The organism is Rhizobium sp. B21/90, assembly GCF_019355815.1.
Lineage (GTDB): Bacteria > Pseudomonadota > Alphaproteobacteria > Rhizobiales > Rhizobiaceae > Rhizobium > Rhizobium rhododendri.
On record NZ_CP072162.1, the window covers coordinates 1,908,297 to 1,933,200 of the forward strand.

Annotated in this window: 24 protein-coding genes and 2 tRNA genes; 17 read left to right on the top strand and 9 right to left on the bottom strand. The window is 61.0% G+C overall.

The genetic code is table 11. The annotated features are described in order from the left end of the window. Nucleotides 1-62: 62 nt before the first annotated feature. From J5278_RS09035 to J5278_RS09050, 4 genes are all read left to right on the top strand, one after another. Complete coding sequence (locus J5278_RS09035) at nucleotides 63-1,091, top strand: zinc-binding dehydrogenase (protein ID WP_209183969.1); 1,029 nt, start codon at nucleotides 63-65, stop codon at nucleotides 1,089-1,091. A gap of 3 nt (nucleotides 1,092-1,094) precedes the next feature. Next, on the top strand, nucleotides 1,095-2,030 hold the full coding sequence (locus J5278_RS09040; protein WP_209183968.1) for a lipid A biosynthesis lauroyl acyltransferase: 936 nt from the start codon (nucleotides 1,095-1,097) through the stop codon (nucleotides 2,028-2,030). A gap of 187 nt (nucleotides 2,031-2,217) precedes the next feature. Continuing rightward, on the top strand, nucleotides 2,218-3,174 hold the full coding sequence (locus tag J5278_RS09045; RefSeq protein WP_209183967.1) for an alpha/beta hydrolase: 957 nt from the start codon (nucleotides 2,218-2,220) through the stop codon (nucleotides 3,172-3,174). Nucleotides 3,175-3,247: 73 nt separating this feature from the next. Continuing rightward, complete coding sequence (locus tag J5278_RS09050) at nucleotides 3,248-3,436, top strand: hypothetical protein (RefSeq protein WP_209183966.1); 189 nt, start codon at nucleotides 3,248-3,250, stop codon at nucleotides 3,434-3,436. Nucleotides 3,437-3,518: 82 nt separating this feature from the next. Here J5278_RS09050 and J5278_RS09055 read toward each other — a convergent pair whose 3' ends face one another. Together J5278_RS09055 and J5278_RS09060 are read right to left on the bottom strand one after the other, a co-directional pair. Further along, nucleotides 3,519-4,049 (bottom strand): gamma carbonic anhydrase family protein, encoded by a 531-nt coding sequence (locus J5278_RS09055; protein ID WP_209183965.1) that lies wholly within the window; start codon nucleotides 4,047-4,049, stop codon nucleotides 3,519-3,521. Between the two features lie 13 nt (nucleotides 4,050-4,062). Beyond that, nucleotides 4,063-4,755 carry a fumarylacetoacetate hydrolase family protein gene (locus J5278_RS09060; RefSeq protein WP_209183964.1) on the bottom strand — a complete coding sequence of 231 codons (693 nt, stop codon included), beginning with the start codon at nucleotides 4,753-4,755 and terminating at the stop codon, nucleotides 4,063-4,065. A 321-nt stretch (nucleotides 4,756-5,076) separates the two neighbouring features. Between J5278_RS09060 and J5278_RS09065 the strand changes: the two genes are divergently transcribed. Beyond that, entirely contained in the window at nucleotides 5,077-6,099 is a 1,023-nt protein-coding gene (locus J5278_RS09065; protein WP_247750564.1) for a prolyl oligopeptidase family serine peptidase, read from the top strand. 21 nt (nucleotides 6,100-6,120) lie between these two features. On the opposite strand, the gene J5278_RS09070 is transcribed toward J5278_RS09065, so the two are convergent. Continuing rightward, nucleotides 6,121-7,323 (bottom strand): amidohydrolase family protein, encoded by a 1,203-nt coding sequence (locus J5278_RS09070; protein WP_209183962.1) that lies wholly within the window; start codon nucleotides 7,321-7,323, stop codon nucleotides 6,121-6,123. A 211-nt stretch (nucleotides 7,324-7,534) separates the two neighbouring features. Between J5278_RS09070 and J5278_RS09075 the strand changes: the two genes are divergently transcribed. The 4 genes from J5278_RS09075 to dusA all read left to right on the top strand — a co-directional run bounded on the left by J5278_RS09075 (nucleotide 7,535) and on the right by dusA (nucleotide 9,900). Continuing rightward, nucleotides 7,535-8,014 (top strand): DUF2938 domain-containing protein, encoded by a 480-nt coding sequence (locus tag J5278_RS09075; protein WP_209183961.1) that lies wholly within the window; start codon nucleotides 7,535-7,537, stop codon nucleotides 8,012-8,014. Nucleotides 8,015-8,060: 46 nt separating this feature from the next. Next, a complete protein-coding gene (locus tag J5278_RS09080) occupies nucleotides 8,061-8,282 on the top strand; it encodes a hypothetical protein (protein WP_111218049.1) in 222 nt (73 codons plus the stop codon). Between the two features lie 223 nt (nucleotides 8,283-8,505). Further along, a complete protein-coding gene (locus tag J5278_RS09085; protein ID WP_209183960.1) occupies nucleotides 8,506-8,706 on the top strand; it encodes a hypothetical protein in 201 nt (66 codons plus the stop codon). A 228-nt stretch (nucleotides 8,707-8,934) separates the two neighbouring features. Then, entirely contained in the window at nucleotides 8,935-9,900 is a 966-nt protein-coding gene (dusA, locus tag J5278_RS09090) for a tRNA dihydrouridine(20/20a) synthase DusA (RefSeq protein WP_247749140.1), read from the top strand. A gap of 319 nt (nucleotides 9,901-10,219) precedes the next feature. Here the strand turns inward: dusA and J5278_RS09095 are convergent, their stop codons facing one another. Next, nucleotides 10,220-10,432: a cold-shock protein gene (locus J5278_RS09095; RefSeq protein ID WP_111223035.1), complete on the bottom strand. Its 213-nt coding sequence runs from the start codon at nucleotides 10,430-10,432 to the stop codon at nucleotides 10,220-10,222. A 676-nt stretch (nucleotides 10,433-11,108) separates the two neighbouring features. Here J5278_RS09095 and J5278_RS09100 point away from each other — a divergent pair. The 3 genes from J5278_RS09100 to J5278_RS09110 all read left to right on the top strand — a co-directional run bounded on the left by J5278_RS09100 (nucleotide 11,109) and on the right by J5278_RS09110 (nucleotide 13,728). Further along, nucleotides 11,109-11,690: a DnaJ domain-containing protein gene (locus J5278_RS09100; protein ID WP_111223034.1), complete on the top strand. Its 582-nt coding sequence runs from the start codon at nucleotides 11,109-11,111 to the stop codon at nucleotides 11,688-11,690. Between the two features lie 953 nt (nucleotides 11,691-12,643). Continuing rightward, the gene (locus tag J5278_RS09105; protein ID WP_209183958.1) at nucleotides 12,644-13,138 is read left to right on the top strand and encodes an invasion associated locus B family protein; all 495 of its coding nucleotides are present in this window, start codon (nucleotides 12,644-12,646) and stop codon (nucleotides 13,136-13,138) included. A gap of 8 nt (nucleotides 13,139-13,146) precedes the next feature. Next, nucleotides 13,147-13,728, top strand: coding sequence for an SH3 domain-containing protein (locus J5278_RS09110; RefSeq protein ID WP_247749105.1), 582 nt, complete (start codon nucleotides 13,147-13,149; stop codon nucleotides 13,726-13,728). Nucleotides 13,729-13,827: 99 nt separating this feature from the next. Here the strand turns inward: J5278_RS09110 and J5278_RS09115 are convergent, their stop codons facing one another. The 5 genes from J5278_RS09115 to J5278_RS09135 form a co-directional block, all read right to left on the bottom strand. Continuing rightward, on the bottom strand, nucleotides 13,828-14,031 hold the full coding sequence (locus tag J5278_RS09115; protein ID WP_142823061.1) for a hypothetical protein: 204 nt from the start codon (nucleotides 14,029-14,031) through the stop codon (nucleotides 13,828-13,830). Nucleotides 14,032-14,169: 138 nt separating this feature from the next. Further along, complete coding sequence (gene uvrB / locus J5278_RS09120; protein ID WP_209183957.1) at nucleotides 14,170-17,124, bottom strand: excinuclease ABC subunit UvrB; 2,955 nt, start codon at nucleotides 17,122-17,124, stop codon at nucleotides 14,170-14,172. A gap of 127 nt (nucleotides 17,125-17,251) precedes the next feature. Further along, nucleotides 17,252-17,743: a hypothetical protein gene (locus J5278_RS09125; protein WP_247749104.1), complete on the bottom strand. Its 492-nt coding sequence runs from the start codon at nucleotides 17,741-17,743 to the stop codon at nucleotides 17,252-17,254. A 141-nt stretch (nucleotides 17,744-17,884) separates the two neighbouring features. Further along, on the bottom strand, nucleotides 17,885-18,175 hold the full coding sequence (locus tag J5278_RS09130; RefSeq protein ID WP_209183956.1) for a hypothetical protein: 291 nt from the start codon (nucleotides 18,173-18,175) through the stop codon (nucleotides 17,885-17,887). A 251-nt stretch (nucleotides 18,176-18,426) separates the two neighbouring features. Further along, a tRNA-Asn gene (locus J5278_RS09135) sits at nucleotides 18,427-18,501 on the bottom strand. 117 nt (nucleotides 18,502-18,618) lie between these two features. On the opposite strand from J5278_RS09135, the gene J5278_RS09140 reads away from it, so the two are divergent. From J5278_RS09140 to J5278_RS09160, 5 genes are all read left to right on the top strand, one after another. Beyond that, on the top strand, nucleotides 18,619-18,936 hold the full coding sequence (locus tag J5278_RS09140; protein WP_209183955.1) for a hypothetical protein: 318 nt from the start codon (nucleotides 18,619-18,621) through the stop codon (nucleotides 18,934-18,936). A 158-nt stretch (nucleotides 18,937-19,094) separates the two neighbouring features. Further along, nucleotides 19,095-19,168: transfer RNA gene (locus J5278_RS09145), tRNA-Cys, on the top strand. Between the two features lie 438 nt (nucleotides 19,169-19,606). Then, a complete protein-coding gene (locus tag J5278_RS09150) occupies nucleotides 19,607-20,278 on the top strand; it encodes a protein-L-isoaspartate O-methyltransferase (protein WP_209183954.1) in 672 nt (223 codons plus the stop codon). A gap of 240 nt (nucleotides 20,279-20,518) precedes the next feature. Further along, nucleotides 20,519-21,472 carry a DUF2497 domain-containing protein gene (locus tag J5278_RS09155; protein WP_209183953.1) on the top strand — a complete coding sequence of 318 codons (954 nt, stop codon included), beginning with the start codon at nucleotides 20,519-20,521 and terminating at the stop codon, nucleotides 21,470-21,472. A gap of 118 nt (nucleotides 21,473-21,590) precedes the next feature. Further along, complete coding sequence (locus J5278_RS09160; RefSeq protein WP_209183952.1) at nucleotides 21,591-24,518, top strand: valine--tRNA ligase; 2,928 nt, start codon at nucleotides 21,591-21,593, stop codon at nucleotides 24,516-24,518. Nucleotides 24,519-24,904: the final 386 nt, after the last annotated feature.

Genomic DNA, 24,904 nt, shown 5'->3' on the forward strand with positions numbered 1-24,904 from the left:
ATGCTCTAGAGCCTGTCGCCACACGATTTACTTGATAACGCCTTCGGGCGGAGGGCCTTTCCATGCGTGCTTTGCAACTCGTCGACGACCGCAAGCTTGAAATCACCGACCTTCCTGAACCGGATGCTCCCGGTCCCGGCGAAGTGACGTTGCGCGTCAAAGCGGTGGCGCTGAACCATATCGACGTCTGGGGATGGCGCGGCATGGCCTTTGCCAAGCGCAAGATGCCGCTTGTCATCGGTGCCGAAGCATCCGGCGTCGTCGAAGCCATCGGCCCCGGCGTATCCAGCGTATTGCCGGGCCAGCTGGTGTCGATCTATGGCGCGCGCACCTGCGGCCTTTGCCATCACTGCCGCGCGGGCCGCGATAATCTTTGTGAAAACGTCAGCGGCGTGCATGGCTTTCATCTCGACGGATTTGCGCAGGAGAAGGTCAACCTGCCGGCCCGTCTGCTGGTGCCGGCGCCTCCCGGCGTCGATGCCATCGCGGCAGCGCTTGCCCCGGTCACCTTCGGTACAGTCGAGCACATGCTGTTCGACAATGCCAAGCTGCAGTCCGGCGAGACCATCCTCATCCATGCCGGCGGCTCCGGCATCGGCTCGGCGGCGATCCAACTGGCAAAGAACATTGGCTGCACCGTCATCACCACGGTCGGTTCCGACGACAAGATCGAACGGGCCAAGGCGCTTGGCGCCGATCACGTCATCAACTACCGCGTCGACCGCTTCGAGGGCGTGGTGCGCAAGCTCACCAAGAAGAAGGGCGTCGACGTCGTCTTCGAACATGTCGGCAAGGACACGTTCGGACAGTCGATGTTCTGCCTGAAGCGCGGTGGCCGGCTGGTCACCTGCGGCTCGACATCCGGCGTCTCCACAGAAATCAACCTGATGATGCTGTTCCAGCAGCAGTTGAAGCTGATGGGCTCGTTCGGCTGCCGGATGGAAAACATGGCTGATGCCATGCAGAAGATGGCGCGCGGCTACGTGCATCCCGTCATCGACACGGAAGTAAGTTTCGACGACATCGACAGGGCGCTTGAGCGGATGGAGTCGCGGCAGATCTTCGGCAAGATCATCCTGAAGATGGATTGACCGGTGAAGCTCTTCATCACCCGGATCGTACTGGCCTTTCGGCACTTTCGCCAATGGTCGATCGCGCAGCTGGCCTTTGGGTTCTTGAATTTCCTGAAGCTGTTTCCAGCTGATGGCGGCATACGGTTTGCCGACTGGCTGATGCGCAAGGTCGGTCCGCGTACGCGTCGTCATGCGCTAATGCTCACCAATCTGCGCAATGCTTTTCCGGAAAAGAGCGATGCGGAGATCGAGGCAATTGCGCTTGCCAGCTGGGGGAGCATGGGGCGGCTGGCGGCGGAATATGTGTTCCTCGACCGCCTTTTCGACTTCGATCCCGAGAAGAGCGAGCCGGGCCGCATCGAGGTTTCCGGCGTACCGATCTTTCTGGAATTGCGCGACAATCCACGGCCGTTCATCGTTTTTACCGCCCATACTGGAAATTTCGAATTGCTGCCGGTGGCCAGTGCCGCTTTCGGACTTGAAGTCACCGTGCTTTTCAGGCCTCCGAACAATCCTTATGTCGCAAAGAAAGTCTACGACTTCCGCGCCAAGCGGATGGGTCATCTGGTTCCCTCGCATGCCGGCTCATCCTTTGCCCTCGCGCGCCAGCTGGACGAGGGCGGCAGCGTCGGCGTGCTCGTCGACCAGAAATTCCGCAAGGGACTGCGGACGAAATTCTTCGGCCGCGACGTGAAGACCAATCCGCTGCTGCCGAAGCTGGTGCGGCAGTTCGAATGCGAGGTCTATCCGGCCCGCTGCGTCCGGCTGCCGAACAATCGCTTCCGGCTGGAAATCGAGCCAAGGATGGAGCTGCCGCGCACCGATACCGGCGCACTCGATCTGCCGGCCACTGCCCAGATGATGAACGACAAGGTGGAAAGCTGGGTACGGGAAAATCCGGAGCAATGGCTCTGGTATCATGACCGGTGGAATATCAAGAAGCACGTCTTGAAATGAAATCAATGGGTTACGCTATTGTACCTAGCTGATCCGAGTGGGTGTCAAAAATTGCGATTGTGGAAAAGTCGTCGAAAATCGATGCTAAAAAGCAACCATCCATATTGCAGTGCATTATAGTCGTTATTCGAAATAAATTCGTGACATAGTTCAGTCATATGCTTCTGACGGGGCAGGGATGATGGATTTGAAAAGACGAAATTTCCTGGTTGGCGCGGCAGTTGCAGCCGCAGCCGTCCAGACGACGACAACCGCAGCGGTGGCGGCCACGCCAGACCCTGCCCAGAATTCTACGATCGAGGTGATCAACCTCTGGACGGGTTCACCTCCGGGTGGCGCCGGTCCGGGCCAGGGCGAGAACCTGACGCCGCGCGGGTCGCTGACACAGATCTCGCTGCCGCGCATTATCATCCACAAGCCGGACAAGCCGACCGGGGCAGCGATGCTCATGTGTTCGGGCGGCGGATATGCGCGCGTCGATATCGTCAACGAAAGCACGCCGGCTGCCATCTACTTCGCGTCGCGTGGCATCACCTCCGTTGAACTCGTCTATCGCGTGCCGCAGGAGGGCTGGAGCATCCATGCGCCGTTCCTCGACGGTATCCGGGCTATGAAGATCCTCCACACGGAGGCGAAACGCCTCGGGATCGATCCGGCAAGGCTGGGCGTGATGGGCTTTTCCGCCGGCGGCCACGTTGCCGGGATGCTGGCCACCAAGGCCGCCGAGCAGTTCTACGTGCAAACCGACGAAATCGACAGTTCGCCAAGCGACGTCGCGTTCGCAGCCCTTCTCTACCCGGTCGTGACGATGATGGCGCCGTTCGACCAGACCATGAGCCGTTTGAAGATCTGCGGCAAGAAGCCGACAGAAGACATGCGCGAGGCCTTTTCGGTCGAGCAGCACGTCACGGAAGACATGCCACCGACCTTCGTCGCGCATGCGATGGATGACCCTATCGTGCCCGTCGACCACAGCCTCATGCTGTTCCGCGCACTGCGTGCTGCTGATGTCGACACCGAGCTGCACATCTTCCAATCCGGTGGCCACGGCTGGGGCATGGGCAAGACCCGGCCATCGGTGCGCAGCTGGACCCAGCTGGTGGAGACCTGGCTACGGTTGAACGGCATGCTGCCGACCGTGTGAGGTCCATTAGCTGATAGCTGCGTTGGAACCTATGGCATCGCTTCTGGTTGGGGATGGCAACCAGGAGAAAAGAATGACCAACGACAAGGCTGCAGCCAACAACAACAGCAACAACGACGTCGACGCGAAAAAGCTGGATCCCACAAGCGATGCGGCGCGGAGCGACCCGAAACAGGCCGACGCCCATCGCGAAGAACTGAAGAAGACGGCGGAAAAGGGTTTTGATCGCGCCCTCGACAAATCCCCCGAGGACAAACGCTGAGGCATGTCTAGCGGAGAAATGTCCGGGAACAGTGGTAAAGCGTGACACGCTGATCTCAGCGATTGTAGCGCGCTTTTGACTTTTAATCGACCAGCTTCAGATCCCGTGCGAAACGCTGCCAGTTGGCGACGTAGCTTGTTGCCGAGCGGCGCAGGCCTTCGATGGCGGCGTCGTCGAGAAGACGGATCGCTTTTGCGGGCGAGCCGACGATCAGCGAGCCGTCGGCAAATTCCTTGCCTTCCGTCACCAGTGCATTTGCGCCGACGAGGCAATTTTTGCCGATGCGGGCGCCGTTGAGGATGGTGGCGCCCATGCCGACCAGCGTGTTGTCGCCGATGGTGCAGCCGTGGACGATGGCGTGGTGACCGATCGTGCAGCCTTCGCCGATGACGACCGGAAAGCCGGCATCGGTGTGGACCATGCTGCCTTCCTGGATATTGGTCCGTGCACCAATGACGATCGGATCGTTGTCACCGCGCAATACCGCGCCAAACCAGATGCCGACGTCCTCGCCAAGCTCGACCTTTCCAATGATCGACGCATCCGGCGCCAGCCAGTAGCGTCCGGCAGGCGGCGTCTTCGGGGTCAGTCCTCCCAGCATATAGATCGGCATGGCGTTCTCCCGGTCAGATGACGGTCAGCGACATCGTGGCGACGCCATCGACGCCACAGGTAATACGGTCGCCCTTGGTGACAGGGCCAACGCCCGCCGGCGTGCCGGTCAGGATCACATCGCCAGCGGCAAGCGTGAACAGCTTCGACAGTTCGACGATGATTTCGGGGATCTTCCAGATCATCTGCTCGATGTCGCCGTTCTGCACGCGCTCGCCATTGACCTCGAGCCAGATGGCGCCGGAGTTAGGATGACCGGTGCGCTCGGCGGGTACTAGGGCTGAGACGGGTGCCGAATGCTCGAAGGCCTTGGCAACCTCCCAGGGGCGGCCTGCCTTCTTGGCAACGGCCTGCAGGTCGCGGCGTGTGAAATCGATGCCGACGCCGTATCCGTAAATGCAACCCAAGGCCGCCTCGACCGGGATATCGCTGCCGCCGGATTTCAGCGCGATGACGAGTTCGACCTCGTGATGAACGTCGCTGGAAAGTGGTGGGTAGGGAAAGTCGCTGCCGACGAGAAGATTGTCGGCATTCTTCTGAAAGAAGAAAGGCGGCTCACGGCTGGGATCGTGTCCCATCTCGATGGCGTGGTCGGCATAGTTTCGGCCTACGCAATAGACACGCCGCACCGGAAAGGTCGTAGCCATTCCATCGACAGGCAGAAGGGTGGGATGGGGCAGGGGAATGACGGTGGCAAGGTCGGTCATGGCGCAAACTCTTTCACTGATCAGAGCCTGTTGTCTCGCGATTCCGGCAACAAATCCAGCACTGTGTGGTGCCGTTTGCGTGATGATTTTATTGGAGGTGCGAAGGCTGCGGTCGCAACCTGGCGCCGGCATGGACCTCGATCGCGATTTCGGACGTCCGGGATTGCGATCAAGGTCGCGTGGTTGAGGACCGTGGTCGATGCTGTGCTTCGAAGCGCGCCGGCCTTCTCTCCGCCACGACACGCGGAAACTTACTCCTCGGCGCTCGCAAGCATGAGGACCAATATGCTTTCTCCACTAAAAACCATCGCCATACTGTGCATGGCTACAGTCTTGACGATGCCGGCGCAGCAGCGAGCCCTGGCCAGTGAGAATGTCGGAGTGCGCGAAATTTCCGTACCGTCGCCTGAGCGCGGCACCGATCTAGACGTTACCGTCTGGTACCAGGCGCTCCCCGGTGGAAAATCCACGCTGCTCGGAGAAAGCACGTTCTTCGTGGGAACGCCTGCCATGCTTGGCGCTCCGATCTCGGAGGGTGCATTTCCCGTTGTCTTGCTTTCGCATGGCGCCGGTATCGCCGGAAACGCGCAGGCGCTGAGCTGGCTCGCAGCGCCACTGGCTAGCGAGGGTTTCATCGTCGCGGCTCCCAACCACCCTGGCAATTCGGGGGCCGGGCGATCCGCAGCGGAGACGATGAAACTTTGGCTGAGACCTGGCGATATCAGCGATACTCTGGATGCAATCGGGAAAGACGCCTTTTTCAAAGAGCATCTGGAAAGCGACAAGACAGGAGCACTGGGCTTGTCAGCGGGCGGCAGCACAGCCTTGGCGCTGGCCGGTGCCCGGATCGATCCGCAGCGGCTCGCAAGCTATTGCGACACGGATGCGCTCAACCCATCGCTTTGTGGCTGGGTTCGCCAAAGCGGTGTCGATCTTCATGCCATGGATATGCAGTCCTCCGGCCGTCATAGCGAAGACAAGCGCATTCGATTTGCAATGGCGATCGACCCTGCGCCGATCGACATTTTCCAGCCCGGGACGTTCGCGGAAATTTCCATTCCCGTCGAGATCGTCAATCTTGGCAAGCCGGGTGCAATTCCAGCCACCGCAGATGCGGCCGGAGTTGCCAAGGCGATTTTAAAGTCGAGATACTCGACGATCCCGGACGCCAGTCATTTCAGCATGTTCGCCGAATGCAAGCCGGGGGCTGAAGAGACCGCTATGGCAAAGGAGATCGGCGATCCGATCTGCAGGGACGGCGGCCGCTCCAGGAGTGCCATCCACAGGCAGTTGATCGATATCGTGACGGCGGCCTTCAAGCGAGAGCTTGGTTCGGGTCGCTAAGGGTAGGAGCGAGCCACCGCCTCACCGCACCACCATCCCGTTCTCCGCCACCAGCCTGCCGCCCTTGTAGACGGAGCGTTGTTTTGGCACGGAGACGACGGCTTCCGGGACATGGGCGGCCGTCAGCGTGACGAAATCGGCGCGGCAGCCGACCGTCAGGCCATAGTCCTCCAGCCGCAGCGCTTTGGCGCCCGAGGTCGTGACGACGTCGAAGGCGGCGCGCAGTTCTTCGTCGGTGTAGAAGCCGGAGCGGTAGCCGATCATCATGGCGCGGCCCAGCATGTCGCCATCGCCATAGGGCCACCAGCTATCGCGGATGTTGTCGCTGCCGCTGAAGACGGTGACGCCGGCCGACCGCAGCAGCGCCACCGGCGGGAAGGCGTGGTTGCCGGGCGCGTTGGTCATGATCGACACGCCGGAGGCCGCCAATTGCTCGCCCGCGCGCTTTGCCGCGTCAGGGGCGAGGTCGCCAAGGCCATAGGCGTGGCTGACGGCAACATGGCCCTCCATCGACAGCGAGCGGGTGCGGGCGCAAATTTCCTCGATGGTGAACTGGCCGAGCGTGCCGCCATCGTGCAGGTGGATGTCGATATCGACGCCACGGCGCTCGGCAATGTCGAAGATGACGTCGAGATGACCGCCGAGGTCACGGTCGAAACTGGCCGGATCGAGCCCGCCGACGACATCGGCGCCCATGGCAATCGCCTCGTCCATCAGTCCTGGTGTACCCGGGCTTTTCAGGATGCCGCTCTGGGGGAAGGCGACGAGCTGGATGTCGATCAGCCCGGCATACTCGTCGCGGACCTTCAGGATCTCCTTGAGGTGCTTGAGGCCCACGGAGCCGTCGACCATCACATGGCTGCGCAGGGCGGTGGCGCCGTTGCCGATGGCAAGCTCGAGCTGCTTTCTGGCGCGCACATCCATCGGTTCGGCAATGGCGAGGTTTTGGTGCTGGAAGGCGACGCGCTCGTGCACGTCGAAGCCGGCTGTGCAGGGCTTGTGGGAAATCCACGGGCCGCCGTAGAAGCTCGTGTCGAGATGGATGTGGCCTTCGACGAAGCCGGGTACCACGAGCGCGCCGCCGAGGTCGACGGTCGTGCCGGCGCCGGTGCCGAGGCTGCCGCTGGCGCCGATGGCAACGATGCGGCCGCCGGTGACGGCGATGTCGCTGAAGGATCCGTCATCCAGCCGGGCATGGATGAAAAGCGTGTCGATGGCGGTCAAATCTCTCTCCTTCGCAAGGGTCGTGCGCGTCTTCTGAGGCTTTGTAGCGCAATAATGCGGCGGCGACAGCAAGGGCGGCCGGATCCGAGGCCTGAAAGCTTGGGGCGAGACGATTCTTTTGGCCGGCTTCGATGGATGGGCATTGCTTTCGCCGGTGCGCCTATGGTTTGGTGCGCGCCTGCTTCCGGCGTCCCAAATTATCGGATTTCACATGGTCGACATTTTCTGGCGCTGCCTTGTCATCGGCATTGGCGCAACGATCTTCATGGATCTCTGGGCGATCCTCTACGCCCGGCTTTCCGGCAGCGGCATGCCGAACTGGGCGCCGGTCGGCCGCTGGTTCTATCACCTCAGCCATGGCACGGTGTTCCACGACGATATCAATGCGAGCGCGCCCTATGCCCACGAACTGGCGCTCGGCTGGATCGGCCACTATGCTGTCGGCATCGCCTATGCCTTCCTGCTGGTGGCGATCACCGGCCCGGGCTGGCTGCAGGCGCCGACATTCCTGGTTGCCTGGATCTGGGCGATCGTCACCGTGGCGGCTGGCTGGTTCCTGCTGCAGCCGGGGCTTGGCATCGGCTGGGCAGCATCGAAGACGCCCAATCCGAACAATGCTCGCCTGCTCAACCTGGTGGCTCACACGGTATTCGGCTTCGGGCTGTACGGGACGGCGCTGCTGATCCGCTGAATTTACGGGCGGCGCGCGCGCCGCCGACGCTTAAGGAGACTTTGACATGGCCGACGACGAATTCATGACGCTGTACAAGGCAGGCAAGTTCAAGGAGGCACTGGCCTCGGTGACCGGGACCGACCCCAAGGCGAAATGGACGCCGAGCCGCTATGCCATCGACAAGCGCGTCAACAAGCCGATTTTCTATCGCGGCAACAAGCGCGTCGAGAAGGATGCGAACGGCGAGTGGCAGCTTTCCAAGCACAAGTTCGAGTTCGACGACTAAAGATTTAGTTCGCGTCAGACGACGAATTCGCCTTGTCGGATGGCCTCGGGAACGCCCGATTTCCGCCTTGCTGCTGTCGCGTCGCTGTCTTCGTTGCGGGTTATGCTGATGGCTCTTCCTAGTGCAGTGCAGCATGGTTAATTTTTAACGACTCACATGCTAGGAAGGGAACGAAGACGGCGCATGCGTCGTTTATCCGGCAGCTATCAGGAGGGCCCCGACCATGATCTTCAATTTCTTCAACGCCCGCAAGCGCGCCGCTTCCATCGAAACCGATGCCATCGACTTTTCCCGCGAAGAAGCGCTGCATCCGGCACTCGAAGCTCTGGTCCGCGCCCAGGAAAAGCAAGTCAATCTCTCGTCGCACGAACGCGACTACGGCGCCAAGCGCGCGCCGATCCAGATGCCGGTCGCCTTTATCTAAAGCGCCAATATCGGAACATCACAGGGCCCGGTCGGCTTCATGCCCGACCGGGCCTCGCTTTTTTGTCGGCTCCGCTATATAGAGCGATGCACGCACGCCCAAGGGCCCTGCGCTCCCGACATGAAGATCCCGAGCGATACGCCAATGAATTCCCCATCCCCCTCCACGGCGCCCGTGCCGACAGCGTCGCCCTATGCATCCGGCGGCAAGATCTTCGCCGTCGCACCTATGATCGACTGGACGGATCGGCATTGTCGGTTTTTGCATCGGCAGATCAGCCGGGAAGCGTTGCTTTATACGGAGATGGTGGTCGCGGATGCTATCATTCATGGGCCGCGCGACAGGCTGCTCGGGCATCATGCCGAGGAGCATCCGGTGGCGCTGCAGGTCGGCGGTTCGGATGCGGGCAAGCTTGCCGAGGCGGTGCGGATTACCGCGGATTACCGCTATGACGAGATCAACCTGAATGTCGGCTGCCCTTCGGACCGGGTACAATCCGGCACGTTTGGTGCCTGCCTGATGCTGACGCCGGATACGGTGGCCTCTGCTGTGGCGGCGATGAAGGCGGTGACCGGTTTGCCGGTGACGGTGAAATGCCGGATCGGCGTCGACGAGCAGGACCCGGAGGTGGCGCTGCCCGACCTGATGGTGCGGGTGCTGGACGCCGGCGCCGACGCCATCTGGATCCATGCGCGCAAGGCCTGGCTGAAGGGCCTGTCGCCGAAGGAAAATCGCGATATCCCGCCGCTGGACTACGACATCGTCTACCGCATGAAGCAGCGTTTTCCGGATGTGTTCATCGGCATCAACGGTGGCATCAAGACGCTGGACGAGGCGGAGATGCATTTGCGCCATGTGGATGGCGTCATGCTGGGCAGGGCTCCATATGGCGATACGGCGGTTCTCGCCGATGTCGACCACCGCATCTACGGCAAGCCTTTTCGCGCGCCGGACTGGTTGGCGCTGCGCGATACGATGATGACATATGCCGGCGCCCATATCGCCGCTGGCGGACGGCTGCAGCAGGTGACGCGCCATATGATCGGGCTGTTTTCGGGCATGACCGGGGCGAGGCGGTTCCGGCAGATCCTGTCGAGCGATGTGGCAAAGCCGGGCGCGGGGCCGGAGGTCATCGCCGCCGCTTTTGCCGCCGTGGATTTCTCGCCCGCCGAGCCGACGGTGCTTTCGGCCTGACAGGGTCGCCGGGAGGTAAGTTGCGGTGCCAGATCGCCCCCCTCTGTCCCTGTGGGACATCTCCCCCACAAGGGTGAGATTGGCCGGGAGCGGTCAGCCCGCAAGAGGAAGATCAGCCGAAAGCCAAGGTCCGCAAGGGAAAAGAATAATCTCCCCACTTGTGGGGGAAATGTCAGCGCAGCTGACAGAGGGGGGCGCCGACCAACGAGGTGGCCCTCCCAGGCAATTCCCAAAGCATCAACTCAGGCTCAAAACACAAAAAAACGGCGCGCCCTGCAGCACGCCGTTCTTGTAAAATTTCTTCGTGACTGGACGGGTCTCAGAAAGCCGAGATGTTGACGGCCTTCGGGCCCTTGCCCATGCGATCCGGCTCGGTGTCGAACGTGACCTGCTGGCCTTCGCGCAGCGACTGGATGCCGGAAGCCTGGAGAGCGGAGATGTGAACGAACACATCCTTCGCGCCGCCTTCTGGCGTGATGAAACCAAAACCCTTGTCCTGGTTGAAAAATTTAACGGTGCCCTTGGTCGCCATGGAAATAGTCCTTTTCCCTCTAGTCCATTTTGCCCGGTGGTCGAAGCCGGACGGTTGTGCCTTCGCGCGGCGCGGAAGACGGGTCGAGTAGTCACGTACGGGGAAAGAACGTCTACGCAGGCTTTGCCACATCTGTCCAGTCACCGGCAAGTAAATGCCCGAGAACCAATTCGTGGCAGCATTTTTTTAAAAAAGCAAGCGACAAAATTTTGACACGTTTCAACCTGCGCGGCATAGCGCCTTTAAATCAAGGGTTTGAAGGGTTTTTGAAGCCCCACGCAAGCCGGTTGTGCCATTTCGGGAGGTTGCGTTGATGCATTTTTCGCTGTCCCGGATCGGGATTCCGGCTCTTCCCGGACGTGGTTTCGGGCAGTTTCAGGCGAACATTTCTGACCTCGCAGACCACCGGCATGGTCCGTTATATTCCGCCTATAAAGCCTCCGCCCCGATGGCCCGGCGGCGTGATTTTCGCGCCCGTTGGCACAGGTTTTCGGCATGCGGCCGACGGCCAGTCGCCATAAGGTTGTGGTTGCCTTAAAGTCGGGGATATCGTGACGGCTTCCACAATTTGGTCCCGAGCAAGGCCGATGATATCAACGCGCTGCGGGGGTTGAAGCCGGGCGTGCAAGAGGCTAGTCGGAGTGGGTGCGTGCGGGCAGGCGGAAGAGGTAGCAAGATGATGGATCCCTATGCGATGCTCGGTCTCGCGCGCGATGCGGGCCTCGATGCGATCAAGAGCGCCTATCGGAAAGCTGCCAAGACCGCCCATCCCGACAGCGGCGGCGATGCTGAACACTTTGGTAGGCTGCAGGCCGTGTACGAATTGCTGCAGGACCCGATCCGCCGCAAGGTCTACGACGACACCGGCTACGATCCGCAGCTCGCCGACCCGCGCGACCTGCAGGGGGCGGCAATGATCGAGGCGCTGGTCAACGATTTCATTCTCGACGAGCGCGAGCCCGGGTCATTCGATCCGGTTGCCGCGATGCGCCGAAAACTCTCGGACGAGGCGGTCAAGAACCGCTTCCACATCCTCGAGCTGGAACGCCACCGGGCCCGCGTCCGCAAACACATGGACCGCCTCGGCCGCCGCCCCGAAGCCGACGTCCTAGGCTCCATGCTCCGCGCGCGGACAACGGCGATTGCCGAGGCAATCCGCAAGGCGGAGGCGCAGGTGGAGACGATCGAGCACGCGTATACGATGCTCGAGGAGTATGGGTACGAGATGGACGTGGTGGAGTTACGGGCGGCGGAGTGAGTGACCTCGTTTAGGCGCCAAAATAGACGGGAAAATCTTTAACCGTTGTCTTCTTTTCCAGAAATCGAGTAGTTTTTGAGTGTGACGATACGCGGCTGCGATCGCATTTCGAAGCTTAACGCTACATGCAAGATTTGATCTGTTTGGTGGCAATTCTATATATGCGCCGTTGTATCAGTTTCTTATACTCCAATATGGCCGTGATGCTCGGACTCTATTTTGTATTATGCTTGACTGGCTTGGTTTTTAAGTTCACCTTTTGATCTTATGATTCGTCTTGCGTGCCAATGGAGTTTGACGAAATGAACTTGCGCGGCGCTCTTAGAAGTATTTCGCACGAACTTGGCCTTAAAGGTTAGTATACATACGAAGAAGTTATCCGTGAATTGAGAGTTAGGCATTCCAATCTAATCATTGCAGAGTCGCGGAAGCTTGAAACAATGGCCTTGAGGCGCATGCTAAGCGATGTCGAGGCGAGGCAAACTAAGACAAACCGTACCTTACAGGGAGAGCTTTTTCCCGAGTTGGCTGGGTTTCCAGGATCTTATGACGCCCGTAGCGTAGGGCTGACGGATAAAAAGGGCGTTCGAGTGTTGCTGCAGTTGCTTTCTATCAAATCAGTTCGGCAGATTTCCAACTATTCAGAAACTCCAAAGAAAAATGATTCATTGCAAGCTAGGCTCAAATCCTACCTAGACGTTCTTTCTCCTCATATACAGTCGGATGATGAAGTATTTTGTGATGTTATCAGACGCAGTCGGAAATAGCTCCGGAAGTTGCCTGCGCCGGTTCTTGCCTCAGGCGGTAGATCCGATCTCACAACCCCCCATCACAATATCGTAACCACCCCATTAACCTCCCGGTAACCCTCGACGGGCTCCAATTGGGCCTTCGCGTGGCCGGAAATGTTCTGAAATCCGGCCTGAGTTTGTCCGAAACCTGTCTGGAATATCATGCCCGCAAAACTCCCCATTTTCGCCGTCGCTGCCGTTCTTGTCTCTTCTGCCGCCGCGTTTGCCGAGCCTAGCCGGATCCAGCAGTTCGATGACTGGGGCGTCTATTCCTATGCGGCGAAGTCGGGGACGGTTTGCTATGCGCTTTCGATGCCGACGAAGATGGAGCCTGCGGGGATCGATCACGGAAAGAACTTCTTCCTGGTGTCGCCGTCTGCGGATGGCGGCTTCGTGCCCGAGGCGGTGCGCGGCTATATGCTGAAGCCGGGGGCGCCGATCACCGTTTCGGTCGACGACAAGCGCTTCGCCATGGTGTCCAAGGACAATGCCGCCTGGGTGCGGGACGTGGCGCAGGAGCCGGATCTCGTGGCGGCAATGCGCGGCGGCAGCGACATGACCGTCAGCGCCACCTCGAAACGCGGCACGCCGACCCGCTATACCTATTCGCTGGACGGCATCTCTGCGGCGCTGAAGAAGGTCTCGGCCTGCCGGTGAGGGCGCCCTTGTCCCGCAGCCTTGTGGCGGTCGCCGGTTTTTCGGCCATTGTGCTGCTGGTATCGCCACTCTCGCAGCCGCTGCCATCGGCAGCGCCGCTGCTTTCAGGCACTGGTTCTTCGGCTCCGGTGCTGGCGCCCGGATTTGCGCGCGGCAGCGAAAGCGGCTTGCCCGTGCCGCGTTTCGTGTCGCTGAAGCCGCGCAAGGCGCGCTTGCGCATCGGGCCTTCGCTCGATTATGCGACGCGCTTCATCTATGTCGCGCCCGGCCTGCCGCTCGAGGTCATCCAGGAATATGGCCGCTGGCGGCAGGTGCGGGATTCCGACGGCACGTCCGGGTGGATGTATGGCTCGCTGCTATCGGGCCAGCGGACCGGCATTGTCGGCCCCTGGCTCTCGGCCAACGTGCCGCTGCGGGTGGCCGCCAATGCCAAGGCGAGCGCAATCGCGGTGCTGCAGCCGAAGGTGCTGCTGAGGCTATCGGCCTGCGACGGCAGCTGGTGCCGCGTGCATCTGAGCGGGCCGCGGCTCACCGGCTATATCAGGCAGGCCGCCATCTGGGGTGCCTATCCCGGCGAGGTGTTCGGGTGAGGGCGCAGGCTGGCGAGAACTTCGCTCGCTGCATCGCCTACGTCTGAACGCAGGCAGCGGAGTGTTGCGACAGGCGCCCGTTTGCGCCGCTCTGCATCATCAGCGCTGGGCGGTCCCGTCGATCTTCAGGCGGATCTGGTCGACATTGCCGCGCACATAAATCGTCAGCGGATTGCCGCCGGCGCCGGATACGGCAAAGGCGATGATCGACACGTCTTCCTCGAAGGTCGTGACATAGAGCACCTGCGCCGGATTGACGTAGACGGGCTGGTTGTGGGTATTCTTGAAGCCGATCAGCGCCATGGTTTCGTCCTCTCTAAGGCAAGTGACATATGGCTTGCCATGCGGAGATTGCCTTAGTCTTAACAGCGCGGCCGCAACCCATCAACGAGCGCCGCCGGGCCCAAGTTTTTCGCTTTTTGCGCTCGGCCGGCCTTGTTTTTACCGCCCCGGGCGTCCCGTCTTGCCCTTGGTGCGCTTCTGGCGCTTGACGTCGCCGGCGTCTTCGTAGGAGCCGGCGCCGGCCTTGGCGCGGATGATCGGGCGAGGGTCGTCCTTGCCGGATGCGGGGCTGCCGTCCTTGTCCGGCTGGCCTTCGAGCAGCGGCGAGAAGCGCTTCTTGCTGCTCACCGTTTCCGGCGGGCGTTCCGGCAGGCTGCCCGCCGCTGGCTTCTCCGTCCGCCCGACCGTCATCTCGTCGAGGCTGTTCTTGCGGAACAGCGGCCGGGCCGTATCGGTGCCGGGTCCCATGTCGTCGAGCGACGGTTTCTGGAAGTAGGAGGTGGATGACGCGGAATTTGCGGTTGCGCGCCCCTCTGTGGGCTGCGGCGGCATCTCCCCCGCAAGGGCGGAGACGGCAGTTTGGCGCTTGCCCTTCGGCTTGCCGTTGTCGCCCTCGACCGCCCTGGCTTCCTGGCGGGCCATAGGGTCGTCCATGACGGCGAGTTCGGCGGCCTTGAGGCGCTTGATCTCGTCGCGCAGCCTTGCTGCCTTCTCGAAGTCGAGATCGGCTGCGGCGTCGCGCATCTGCTTTTCCAGCGCGTTGAGATGGGCCTGCAGGTTGCCGCCAACCAGGTTGCCGCCATCGGCGAAGCCCTTGCCCGACACGCCCGAGATATCGGCGCGCACGTGGTCACGCTCGTAGACGCTGTCGAGGATGTCGGAAATCCGGGCCTTCACCGATTCCGGCGTGATGCCGTGGGCGGTATTGTAGGCCATCTGCTTTTCGCGGCGGCGCGAGGTTTCCTCCATCGCCCGCTTCATCGAGCCGGTGATGTTGTCGGCGTAAAGGATGACCTTGCCATCGACATTACGCGCCGCGCGGCCGATGGTCTGCACCAGCGACGTCTCGGAGCGCAGGAAACCTTCCTTGTCTGCATCGAGAATGGCGACGAAGCCGCATTCCGGGATGTCGAGGCCCTCACGCAGAAGGTTGATGCCGATGAGCACGTCGAAGGCACCGAGCCGCAGGTCGCGAATGATCTCGATGCGCTCCAGGGTGTCGATGTCGGAGTGCATGTAGCGCACACGCACGCCCTGTTCGTGCAGGTATTCCGTCAAATCCTCGGCCATGCGCTTGGTGAGAACAGTGACCAGCGTGCGGTAGCCGGCAGCCGCCGTCTCGCGGATCTCGCCGAGCACGTCGTCGACCTGAGTGCGGGCGGAGCGCACCTCGACGGGCGGATCGATCAGCCCGGTCGGGCGGATGACCTGCTCCGCAAAGACGCCGCCGGATTGCTCCATTTCCCAGTTTCCGGGCGTCGCCGACACGGCGATGGTGTTGGGGCGCATGGCGTCCCATTCCTCGAACCGCAGCGGCCGGTTGTCCATGCAGGACGGCAGGCGGAAGCCGTATTCGGCCAGCGTCGCCTTGCGCTTGAAGTCGCCCCGGTACATGCCACCGATCTGGCTGACGGAGACGTGGCTCTCGTCGATGAACAGCAGGGCATTGTCGGGGATATATTCGAACAGGGTGGGTGGCGGCTCGCCCGGGTTGCGGCCGGTGAGATAGCGCGAATAGTTTTCGATGCCGGCACAGGAACCGGTCGCCTCGATCATCTCGATGTCGTAGCGGGTGCGCTGTTCCAGCCGCTGGGCTTCCAGCAGGCGGCCGCCCTTTTCGAGCTCGGCCAGCCGCATTTTCAGCTCTTCCTTGATGTGGCGGATGGCGCCGTTCAGCGTCGGGCGTGGCGTCACATAGTGCGAGTTAGCGTAGATCTTGACCGATTTCAGGTCGCCGGTCTTGTGGCCGGTCAGTGGATCGAACTCGGTGATCGAGTCGATCTCGTCGCCGAACATCGAGATCCGCCAGGCCGCATCTTCCAAGTGGGCAGGAAAGAGCTCGATCGTATCGCCGCGCACCCGGAAAGAGCCGCGCTGGAAATCCATGTCGCGGCGCTTGTATTGCTGGGCCACGAGGTCGGCGAGCAACTGCCGCTGGTCGAGCTTGTCGCCGACCGTCATCTGGAAGGTCATCGCCGTGTAGGTCTCGACAGAGCCGATACCGTAGATGCAGGAGACGGAGGCGACGATGATGCAGTCGTCACGCTCCAGCAGCGAGCGTGTAGCGGAGTGGCGCATCCGGTCGATCTGCTCGTTGATCGACGATTCCTTCTCGATAAAGGTGTCGGAGCGCGGCACATAGGCTTCAGGCTGGTAATAATCGTAATAGGAGACGAAGTATTCCACCGCATTGTCGGGGAAGAAATTCTTGAACTCGGAATAGAGCTGAGCCGCCAGCGTCTTGTTCGGCGCCAGGATGAGGGCAGGCCGCTGCGTCGCCTCGATCACCTTGGCCATGGTGAAGGTCTTGCCGGAGCCGGTGACGCCGAGCAGCACCTGGCTGCGCTCGCCGGATTCGATGCCGGCGACAAGTTCCTTGATCGCCGTCGGCTGGTCGCCGGCGGGCTCATAGTCGGACTGCATGCGGATCCTGATGCCGCCCTCCGATTTTTCCGGCCGGGCAGGGCGATGCGGCGTCCACATCTTGCCGTCCTTGAACAGCGGATTGCCGCTCTCGATCAGCGCCGACAGCGCCTCGACGGTGGCTGTGACGGCCGTTCCCGCATTGGCGGCGTCTTCCAGCGAAGTATCCATGCCGGAAACGGGGTTGAGCCCGGCGGCAGCCCGCGTCTTCGGATCGGTCGAACCGCCCATGGAGGTGCCGCGCGCCGATTTGGAGGCGGCGATTTCCACCTTCTTGCGATGCTTGCCGGCCTTGGAGGCGATCTCGCGCTGCGTCTCGACGCCGGAAATCTCCGCTTCCGCTTCGAGCTGCTTCACCCAGTCGGCAACCCCGCCTGACAGCGGCGCGCCTTCGAACGGCGCCTGCGGCGCCTCCTCGAAACCGGTATTTCGATCATCGCGAGCGGGAGAGTTTTTCGGGGATCTTGCCATGCCCGGAATATGGAGCGGCGATGGCGGAAAGTGAAGAGGGCATGAGTACAAAAGGGCAACGGCACAGCAGTTTGCCACAGGGGGCGGCGGCCTGAATTCACAGGCCGCCGCTTTTCAGCGCACGCGGCTAGTGGGGCCCGCAGACCTCGGAGATCTTCCTCTGGGCAAAATTGCGCGCCAGATTCTGGATATCGCCGACCGAGCTCAGCAATTCGCCGACGGGGCCACTGACGCTGACACGGGCGTCGGTGACCTTGCAGGCGCCGATATCGACGGACATCGATGCCTGCAGCTTGCCCTTCATATCGATGCCGCCGAGAAGTCCGTGCGAACTCGATTTGCAGGCAAGGTCAGCCTGGGCGTTGATCTGCACGCCATCCGGCGCGGTGCAGAGATCGAGGCCGGTGAGGTTGAAGCGCTCCTTCTTGTCGAAGCCCGGAATTTTGGCGCAGGGATCGGCTTCGTCGGCGGCCTTCAGGATGCCCGGTCCGTATTTGCTCTGCAACAGCGACCAGCAGCTCGGCGCCGCCATCGCAGCCGTTTGCGGCAGCACAAGAGCGACGAAGGTGCCAACGGCAAGGCTGAGAGCGCGAAGTCGGGTGACGGATGTCTGGATCAAGGGATAGATTCCTGCTGGGACACGAACAGTTGCAAACGCCGCCAGCGGGTCATGGCGCGGGCCGCCGAACTGGCGCCATTCTCCACTGCTTTTTCCGTTCGATCAACGGGAAATCGGGCTCAGTTCTGCAACGTGTCGGGCCTATTCGGCGCAATCCCATTCGCGGGCAATAATATAGACACCCTTATTGGCGACATCGCCACGCGGGGAAATCAGCTTTCCCTTCATGTAGTCGCCGCTGTCGCCGACTTCCTTACCTTCGAAGGTCCAGCTTAACCCGATAGTAGAGCCGTCGCTCCAGTCCGGATGGATGTCGTCCGGGTTCGGGGATGCCAGAATCCGGGCCGAGCCGTTATTCGGCGTACATTGAGCCGCCAGCGAAAGGCCGGGAGAGAGCAAGACGGCAGCGAAAAGCAAAGGCACAAGTTTCATTTCACGCTCCTCGGGCGTTGCGGTACCGGCTTTTGGCGATCGTTCGGAGGTCGCCCTGTCACCCGTTCGGCCGGAGCCTACTGGTCGCAGGTGCAGTGTCAGAGCACAATGTACCATGAAGCGCAGCAGCGGTTCATTTTTGGGAAATACCAGTTCTCGGACATTTCACCAAACCTGTGAAATGTCAGCGGGAAACCATTGCACCGAAAAAGAAAAAAGCCTCTGCATCGCTGCAAAGGCTTTTTATAATTTGGCTCCCCGGGCCAGATTCGAACTGGCGACCTGTCGATTAACAGTCGAATGCTCTACCGCTGAGCTACCAGGGAAGACCGCTTGGCGCGGTGTGAGTGGCCTAATACAAATGCTTTCCCGATTTGCCAAGCGGTTTTTTCAAAAATCGCCCATCGGCTTGCATTAATCGCCCATATCCCCATTTCCTGTGGATGAATGACGCTTCGAACCCATCGCATGCGGACGCCACGCGCCGCCCCACGCCAAAAAAACGTTTTGGTGTCGATCACGCACGCGGCAAGCTGGTGCTCGGCTCCGTGCACGTGCCGCTGCCGAAATCGCGGCTGGCGCGCATGTCGGTCGGCACGGCGCTGATCGGCGGCGGTTGCCTCGGCTTCCTGCCGATTCTCGGATTCTGGATGATCCCGCTCGGTTTCGTCATCCTCTCGCAGGACAGCGCCACCGTCCGCCGCTGGCGCCGCCGCATGTCGGTGTGGTGGGGCCGCAAGCGTGAGCCGGACAACAAATAGTGCCTGATGCCCGGAAAAGCCGCATCGCTTCGCTGCGGCAGGGCTACCTAACGTCAGCCTATCGGGGCAGCGGAGGGCACGAAAAATTATCCCGTTGGCGGCGAATGGTCTTGCGCTCTGTCTAGAGCTAGTCTAAATCGCCGCGACCACACACGGATGGCCTCGTGGCGGAGTGGTGACGCAGAGGACTGCAAATCCTCGTACCCCGGTTCAATTCCGGGCGAGGCCTCCAATTTTTAAATCAATAAAATCAATAATTTAGCTGAAATGCGATGGCTAGTTGGGCCGATGCGCGTTGCGCTTGTGTTGCAAGCTGTTCCCCTTGCTTTCCGGCCATTTCCACCGCGATATCGCAGAGAAAAGCGACAACTCGGACGCTTTGACGAGATTTGCGTCCGTGACTGATATGCCCAAAACTCTCGCTCTCGGGCGATTGCTTATTTTAAGCCGATCTGCTTCGAGGCTGCCGTCTCCTTTTATTCGATGCCCGACGACGATGGCTCCGAACGACAAGGCACGTCATGGGTATTTTCAATTGCCTATTTGAAGCAACTAAGCCAGCTGAGCCTCCCGCACGAATTTCCCTCCGGTCCACATCCACGCCTTGAAAGCTTTCGCGGTGGCGATTAAGACGGTGCACGGTTAATCGCTTTTGATGGGGCGGGACAGCATGATGGATTTCGGAACTGCGCGGCTGAAGATGGTGGAAAGCCAGATCAGGACGACGGATGTCACCTCGCACTCCGTGCTGAACGCTTTCCTCGCCGTGCCGCGCGAAGCGTTCGTGCCGGAAAAGCTCAAGGTGCTGGCCTATATCGATAATGACGTCGAGATCTGTCCTGCTCGTGACGGCAATCCGCCCCGTTACCTGATGCAGGCATCGCCGCTGGCAAAGCTGTTGCAGCTTGCGGCAATCGGCAAGGACGATGTCGTGCTCGAGGTCGGTGCCGGGACCGGTTACACCTCGGCGCTGCTGTCGCTGCTTTCGGGCTTGGTCGTTGCGCTCGAATGCGACGGGGCTTTGGCCTCGCAGGCGCGCGAAACGCTTTCGGCGCTTGGCTATGGCAATGTCACGGTAGCGACGGGTGCGCTCGAAAAGGGCTATGCGGCCGGGGCGCCTTACGATCTGATCTTTGTCAACGGCGCGGTCGAAGAAGTATCCTCCGATCTTTTCGAGCAGTTGCGTGACAATGGCCGTCTCGTCGTCGTCAAGGGTTTCGGCAATTCGGCGCGGGCTTCGGTGTTCGTGCGCGAACGTGGCGCAATCTCGGAAAACGCATTTTTCAACGCTTCCGTGAAGGCGCTGCCGGGCTTTGCCAAGGTCAAGGAATTCGTCTTCTGAGCATGGCCACCGGTTGACGATCTTTCGGACGGGCACCCTGGGTGCCCGTTTTCATTTGCAGTTTTTCCATAGCTGCTGCTTTTGCGTGCGGCTCTGGACAAGGTAAACAAAACTGTGCATCAGCGGACTTAGTCGATTCGCGGTGATTTTTTTCCCCCGGAGAGTATCCTAAGGTAACTATGATTCGAATGGCTGGCGCGCTGGCATTTCGGTCCTTTCTGCAGGATAACGGGGATGAAAATGGCTCAGTCCAATGTTGCGCGTGAACCGTCGATGGAAGAGATTCTTGCCTCTATCCGCAAGATCATCGAAAGCAACGAGCCAGGCGGTGGTCCTTCCCTGTCGACCTCGATGCCGCCGGTCTACGAAGCTGCTGAAAACGACGACAACGACATCCATCTGACTGTCGACGATGAGTTCGAAGGCGCGCTCGACGACATGCCGCCGATGCCGGCTCCCCAGGACCCGCGCTTCGTTGCCGCCAATTCGGCCGGCCACGATCCGGATGCGGCGCCGCGCAGCACCATGTCGCTCGCCGACGTCGCAGCCCGCGTGCGTGCCGCTTCCGATCGCAATTCCATGCAGATGAACGCGTCGCGTGAAGCGGCGCCGTCTCGCGAATTGCCGCCGGCGATGGCCGCCCGTCTCGCCGAGGTGCGCCTTGGCTCGCATGCGATGCAGCCCGATGCCGCCGAGGCGGAAGTGCGGCATACGCAACGCGAACCGATGGCCGCCGTGTCGCAGGATTTTGCGGCCGCGATGTCCGACGTGGTCGTGCACATCAGGCCGGTCGAGCCTGTGCAGCAGGTCGTCGAACAGGTGACTCGGTCGCCTGACATGCCGTCCGGTGTCCGGACACAGCCGCAGCCCGAGCGCGCCGCCGCGCCGAAGCCGGTTCAGGTCGAGCCGGAAGCCGCCTATGTAGCGCCTGCCGAGCAGCACGACCGGTTCCTGCCGCAGTTGCATGAAGAGGCCCAGAAGATGCTGGTCTCGGAGGCCACCGGTGAACAGGTTGCCCGCTCTTTCGACGAGCTTGCCGCAGCGCTTGGCGCCGAGCGCCGCTCGCTCGACGACATCGCCCAGGACATGCTGCGTCCGATGCTGCAGGAATGGCTGGACGACAACCTGCCGACGCTGGTTGAAAAGCTGGTACGCGAGGAGATCGAGCGGGTCGCCCGCGGCCCCCGCCGCTAGTTTTTCCCGACACCTGGCGACAACTGCCGCTCCGGGCATGGGGCGGCTTTTTTATTGACTTGCCGACGGCCATCCTGTTTACCAACCGGCATCATCGAACTCTAGATCCGGTCCCAAAATGCTCGAAAAGACCTATGATTCTGCCGCTGTTGAGCCGAAAATCGCCCAGAAATGGGACGAGGCCGACGCGTTTCGCGCTGGTGCCAATGCCAAGCCGGGAGCCGAGACGTTCACCATCGTCATTCCGCCGCCGAACGTCACCGGTTCGCTGCACATGGGCCATGCGCTCAACAACACGCTGCAGGACATCATGGTGCGTTTCGAGCGCATGCGCGGCAAGGACGTGCTCTGGCAGCCAGGCATGGACCATGCCGGCATCGCCACGCAGATGGTCGTCGAGCGCAAGCTGAAGGAATTGCAGCTGCCCGGCCGTGTCGCCATGGGCCGCGAAGCCTTTATCGACAAGGTCTGGGAGTGGAAGGACGAATCGGGCGGCCTGATCTTCAATCAGCTGAAGCGCCTTGGCGCTTCCTGCGACTGGTCGCGCGAGCGCTTCACCATGGACGAAGGGCTCTCGGAAGCCGTCCTCAAGGTCTTCGTGTCTCTTTACAAGGAGGGCCTGATCTATCGCGGCAAGCGGCTGGTCAACTGGGACCCGCAATTCGAAACAGCAATCTCCGACATCGAGGTCGAAAGCCGCGAAGTCAACGGCCATATGTGGCACTTTAAGTACCGCCTGGCCGGCGGCGAGACATACACCTATGTCGAGAAGGATGCCGACGGTAACGTCACCTTCCAGGAGGAGCGCGACTACATCTCGATTGCGACGACCCGGCCGGAGACGATGCTGGGAGATGGTGCCGTGGCCGTTCACCCCTCGGATACACGTTATGCGCCGATCGTCGGGAAGCTCTGTGAAATCCCCGTCGGGCCTAAGGAGCATCGCCGCCTGATCCCGATCATCACCGACGAATATCCGGAACCGGACTTCGGCTCCGGCGCCGTGAAAATCACTGGCGCCCATGATTTCAACGACTACCAGGTCGCCAAGCGCAACGACATTCCGCTCTACCGGCTGATGAACGGCCGTGCCGAAATGCGCGATGACGGCGAGCCCTACGCAGTCTGCGCTGCCCAGGCGCAGGCGATTGCCCGCGGCGGCGACATGCCGACGGAATCCGAAATCGACGACATCAACCTCGTACCGGAAGAATATCGCGGCCTCGACCGGCTCGTCGCCCGCAAACGCATCGTCGATGCGATTAACGCCGAGGGCCTGGCAGTTACCGTCAAGGATGCCGAAGGCAACGATATTCCCTACGTCGAAGCCAAGAAGATCATGCAGCCGTTCGGCGACCGCTCGAACGTCGTCATCGAGCCAATGCTGACGGACCAGTGGTTCGTCGATGCGAAGACGCTGGCAGGGCCGGCCATCGCCTCCGTGCGCGAAGGCCGCACCAATTTCGTGCCGAAGAACTGGGACAAGACCTATTACGAGTGGATGGACAACATCCAGCCCTGGTGCATTTCGCGCCAGCTCTGGTGGGGTCACCAGATCCCGGCCTGGTACGGCCCGGATGGTCAGGTCTTCGTCGAAAAGACCGAGGAAGAGGCGCTGCAGGCGGCGATCCAGCATTACCTGTCTCACGAAGGTGTCTGGAAGGCCTGGGTCGAGGAGAAGCTGGAGAACTTCAAGCCGGGTGAAATCCTCATCCGCGACGAGGATGTGCTCGACACCTGGTTCTCGTCTGCTCTCTGGCCGTTTTCGACGCTCGGCTGGCCTGAGCAGACGCCGGAGCTTGCCCGCTACTATCCGACCAACGTGCTGGTCACCGGTTTCGACATCATCTTCTTCTGGGTCGCCCGGATGATGATGATGGGCCTGCACTTCATGAAGGACGACGCCGGCAACGGGGTCGAGCCGTTCAACACGGTCTATGTTCATGCGCTGGTTCGCGACAAGAGCGGCCAGAAGATGTCGAAGTCGAAAGGCAACGTCATCGATCCGCTGGAACTGATCGACGAGTACGGCGCCGACTCGCTGCGTTTCACGCTGGCCATCATGGCAGCGCAGGGCCGCGACGTGAAACTCGATCCGGCGCGCATCGCCGGCTACCGCAACTTCGGCACCAAGCTGTGGAATGCGACGCGTTTCGCGGAGATGAACGGCGCTGCCAGCGGCGCGCATTTCGTGCCCGAGGCGGCCGAACTGACGGTCAACCGCTGGATCCTGACGGAACTGGCGCGCACCACCCGTGATGTCACGGAGGCCCTGGAGGCTTACCGGTTCAACGACGCGGCCGGCGCTCTCTATCGCTTTGTCTGGAACCAGTTCTGCGACTGGTACCTGGAACTGCTGAAGCCCGTCTTCATGGGCGAGGAAGAGGCTGACAAGGTCGAAGCGCAGGGCTGCAGCGCCTACGTGCTGGAAGAGATCTACAAGCTTCTGCATCCGTTCATGCCGTTCATGACGGAGGAGCTCTGGGCCCACACAGCTGGCGAGGGCAAGGAGCGCGACGGATTGATCTGCCACGCGGACTGGCCGGTGCCGTCCTATGCGGACGATGTCGCGGCAGCAGAGATCAACTGGCTGATCGACCTGGTCTCGGGCATCCGTTCCGTGCGCTCGGAAATGAACGTGCCGCCGGCAGCCACGGCGCCGCTGGTGTTCGTCGATGCCAATGGCGTCACCCGCGAGCGGCTGTTCCGCCACGATGCAGCGATCAAGCGGCTTGCCCGCGTCGAGGCGATCTCGCTCGCCGAAGCTGCGCCGAAGGGCTCGGCACAGATCGTCATCGGCGAGGCGACTGCATGCCTGCCGCTGGGCACATTGATCGACATCGACGCCGAACGGAGCCGGCTTGAAAAGGCTGTCGCCAAGGCACAGGCCGAGGCGGATCGCATTGTCGGGAAATTGTCGAACGAACGGTTCGTTGCCAACGCCAACCCCGAAGTCGTGGCTGCGGAACGCGAACGGCTGGAGGAGCTGCAGAGCCAGCTCGCCAGCCTCAAGGTCGCCCTGACAAGGCTCAGCGAAGTCGGCTGATTGCCACGACCTCTGAGAATCGTTCGGTGGAATTACAAAGGGCGTGCCACGAAAGCGGTGCGCCCTTCTTGAATCCATGGAAAATTCGACTTCAGGTGGATTGGTTGCATTCAAAGTATAGTCTCGGGTTGAATATCAAACCCCTCATTTTAAGGGGGTGTTTATATTTCGCTGCTGTGATCCGTTTGATACATCGCGCGCAAGAGAGAGAAAGAGAATCTAGTTCAAGCACTAAACGATACATTCTCGGGAAGAAAATTTTGCGCTTCGTGATATTCACGCGATAGGATGCCGCTACTTCTCATGGAGCGCGCTCCAGTATTGATACCACGGGCTTATCGTTACGTTGCCTATTCTTGCGATGACCGTAAGATTGCCGCAGTTGG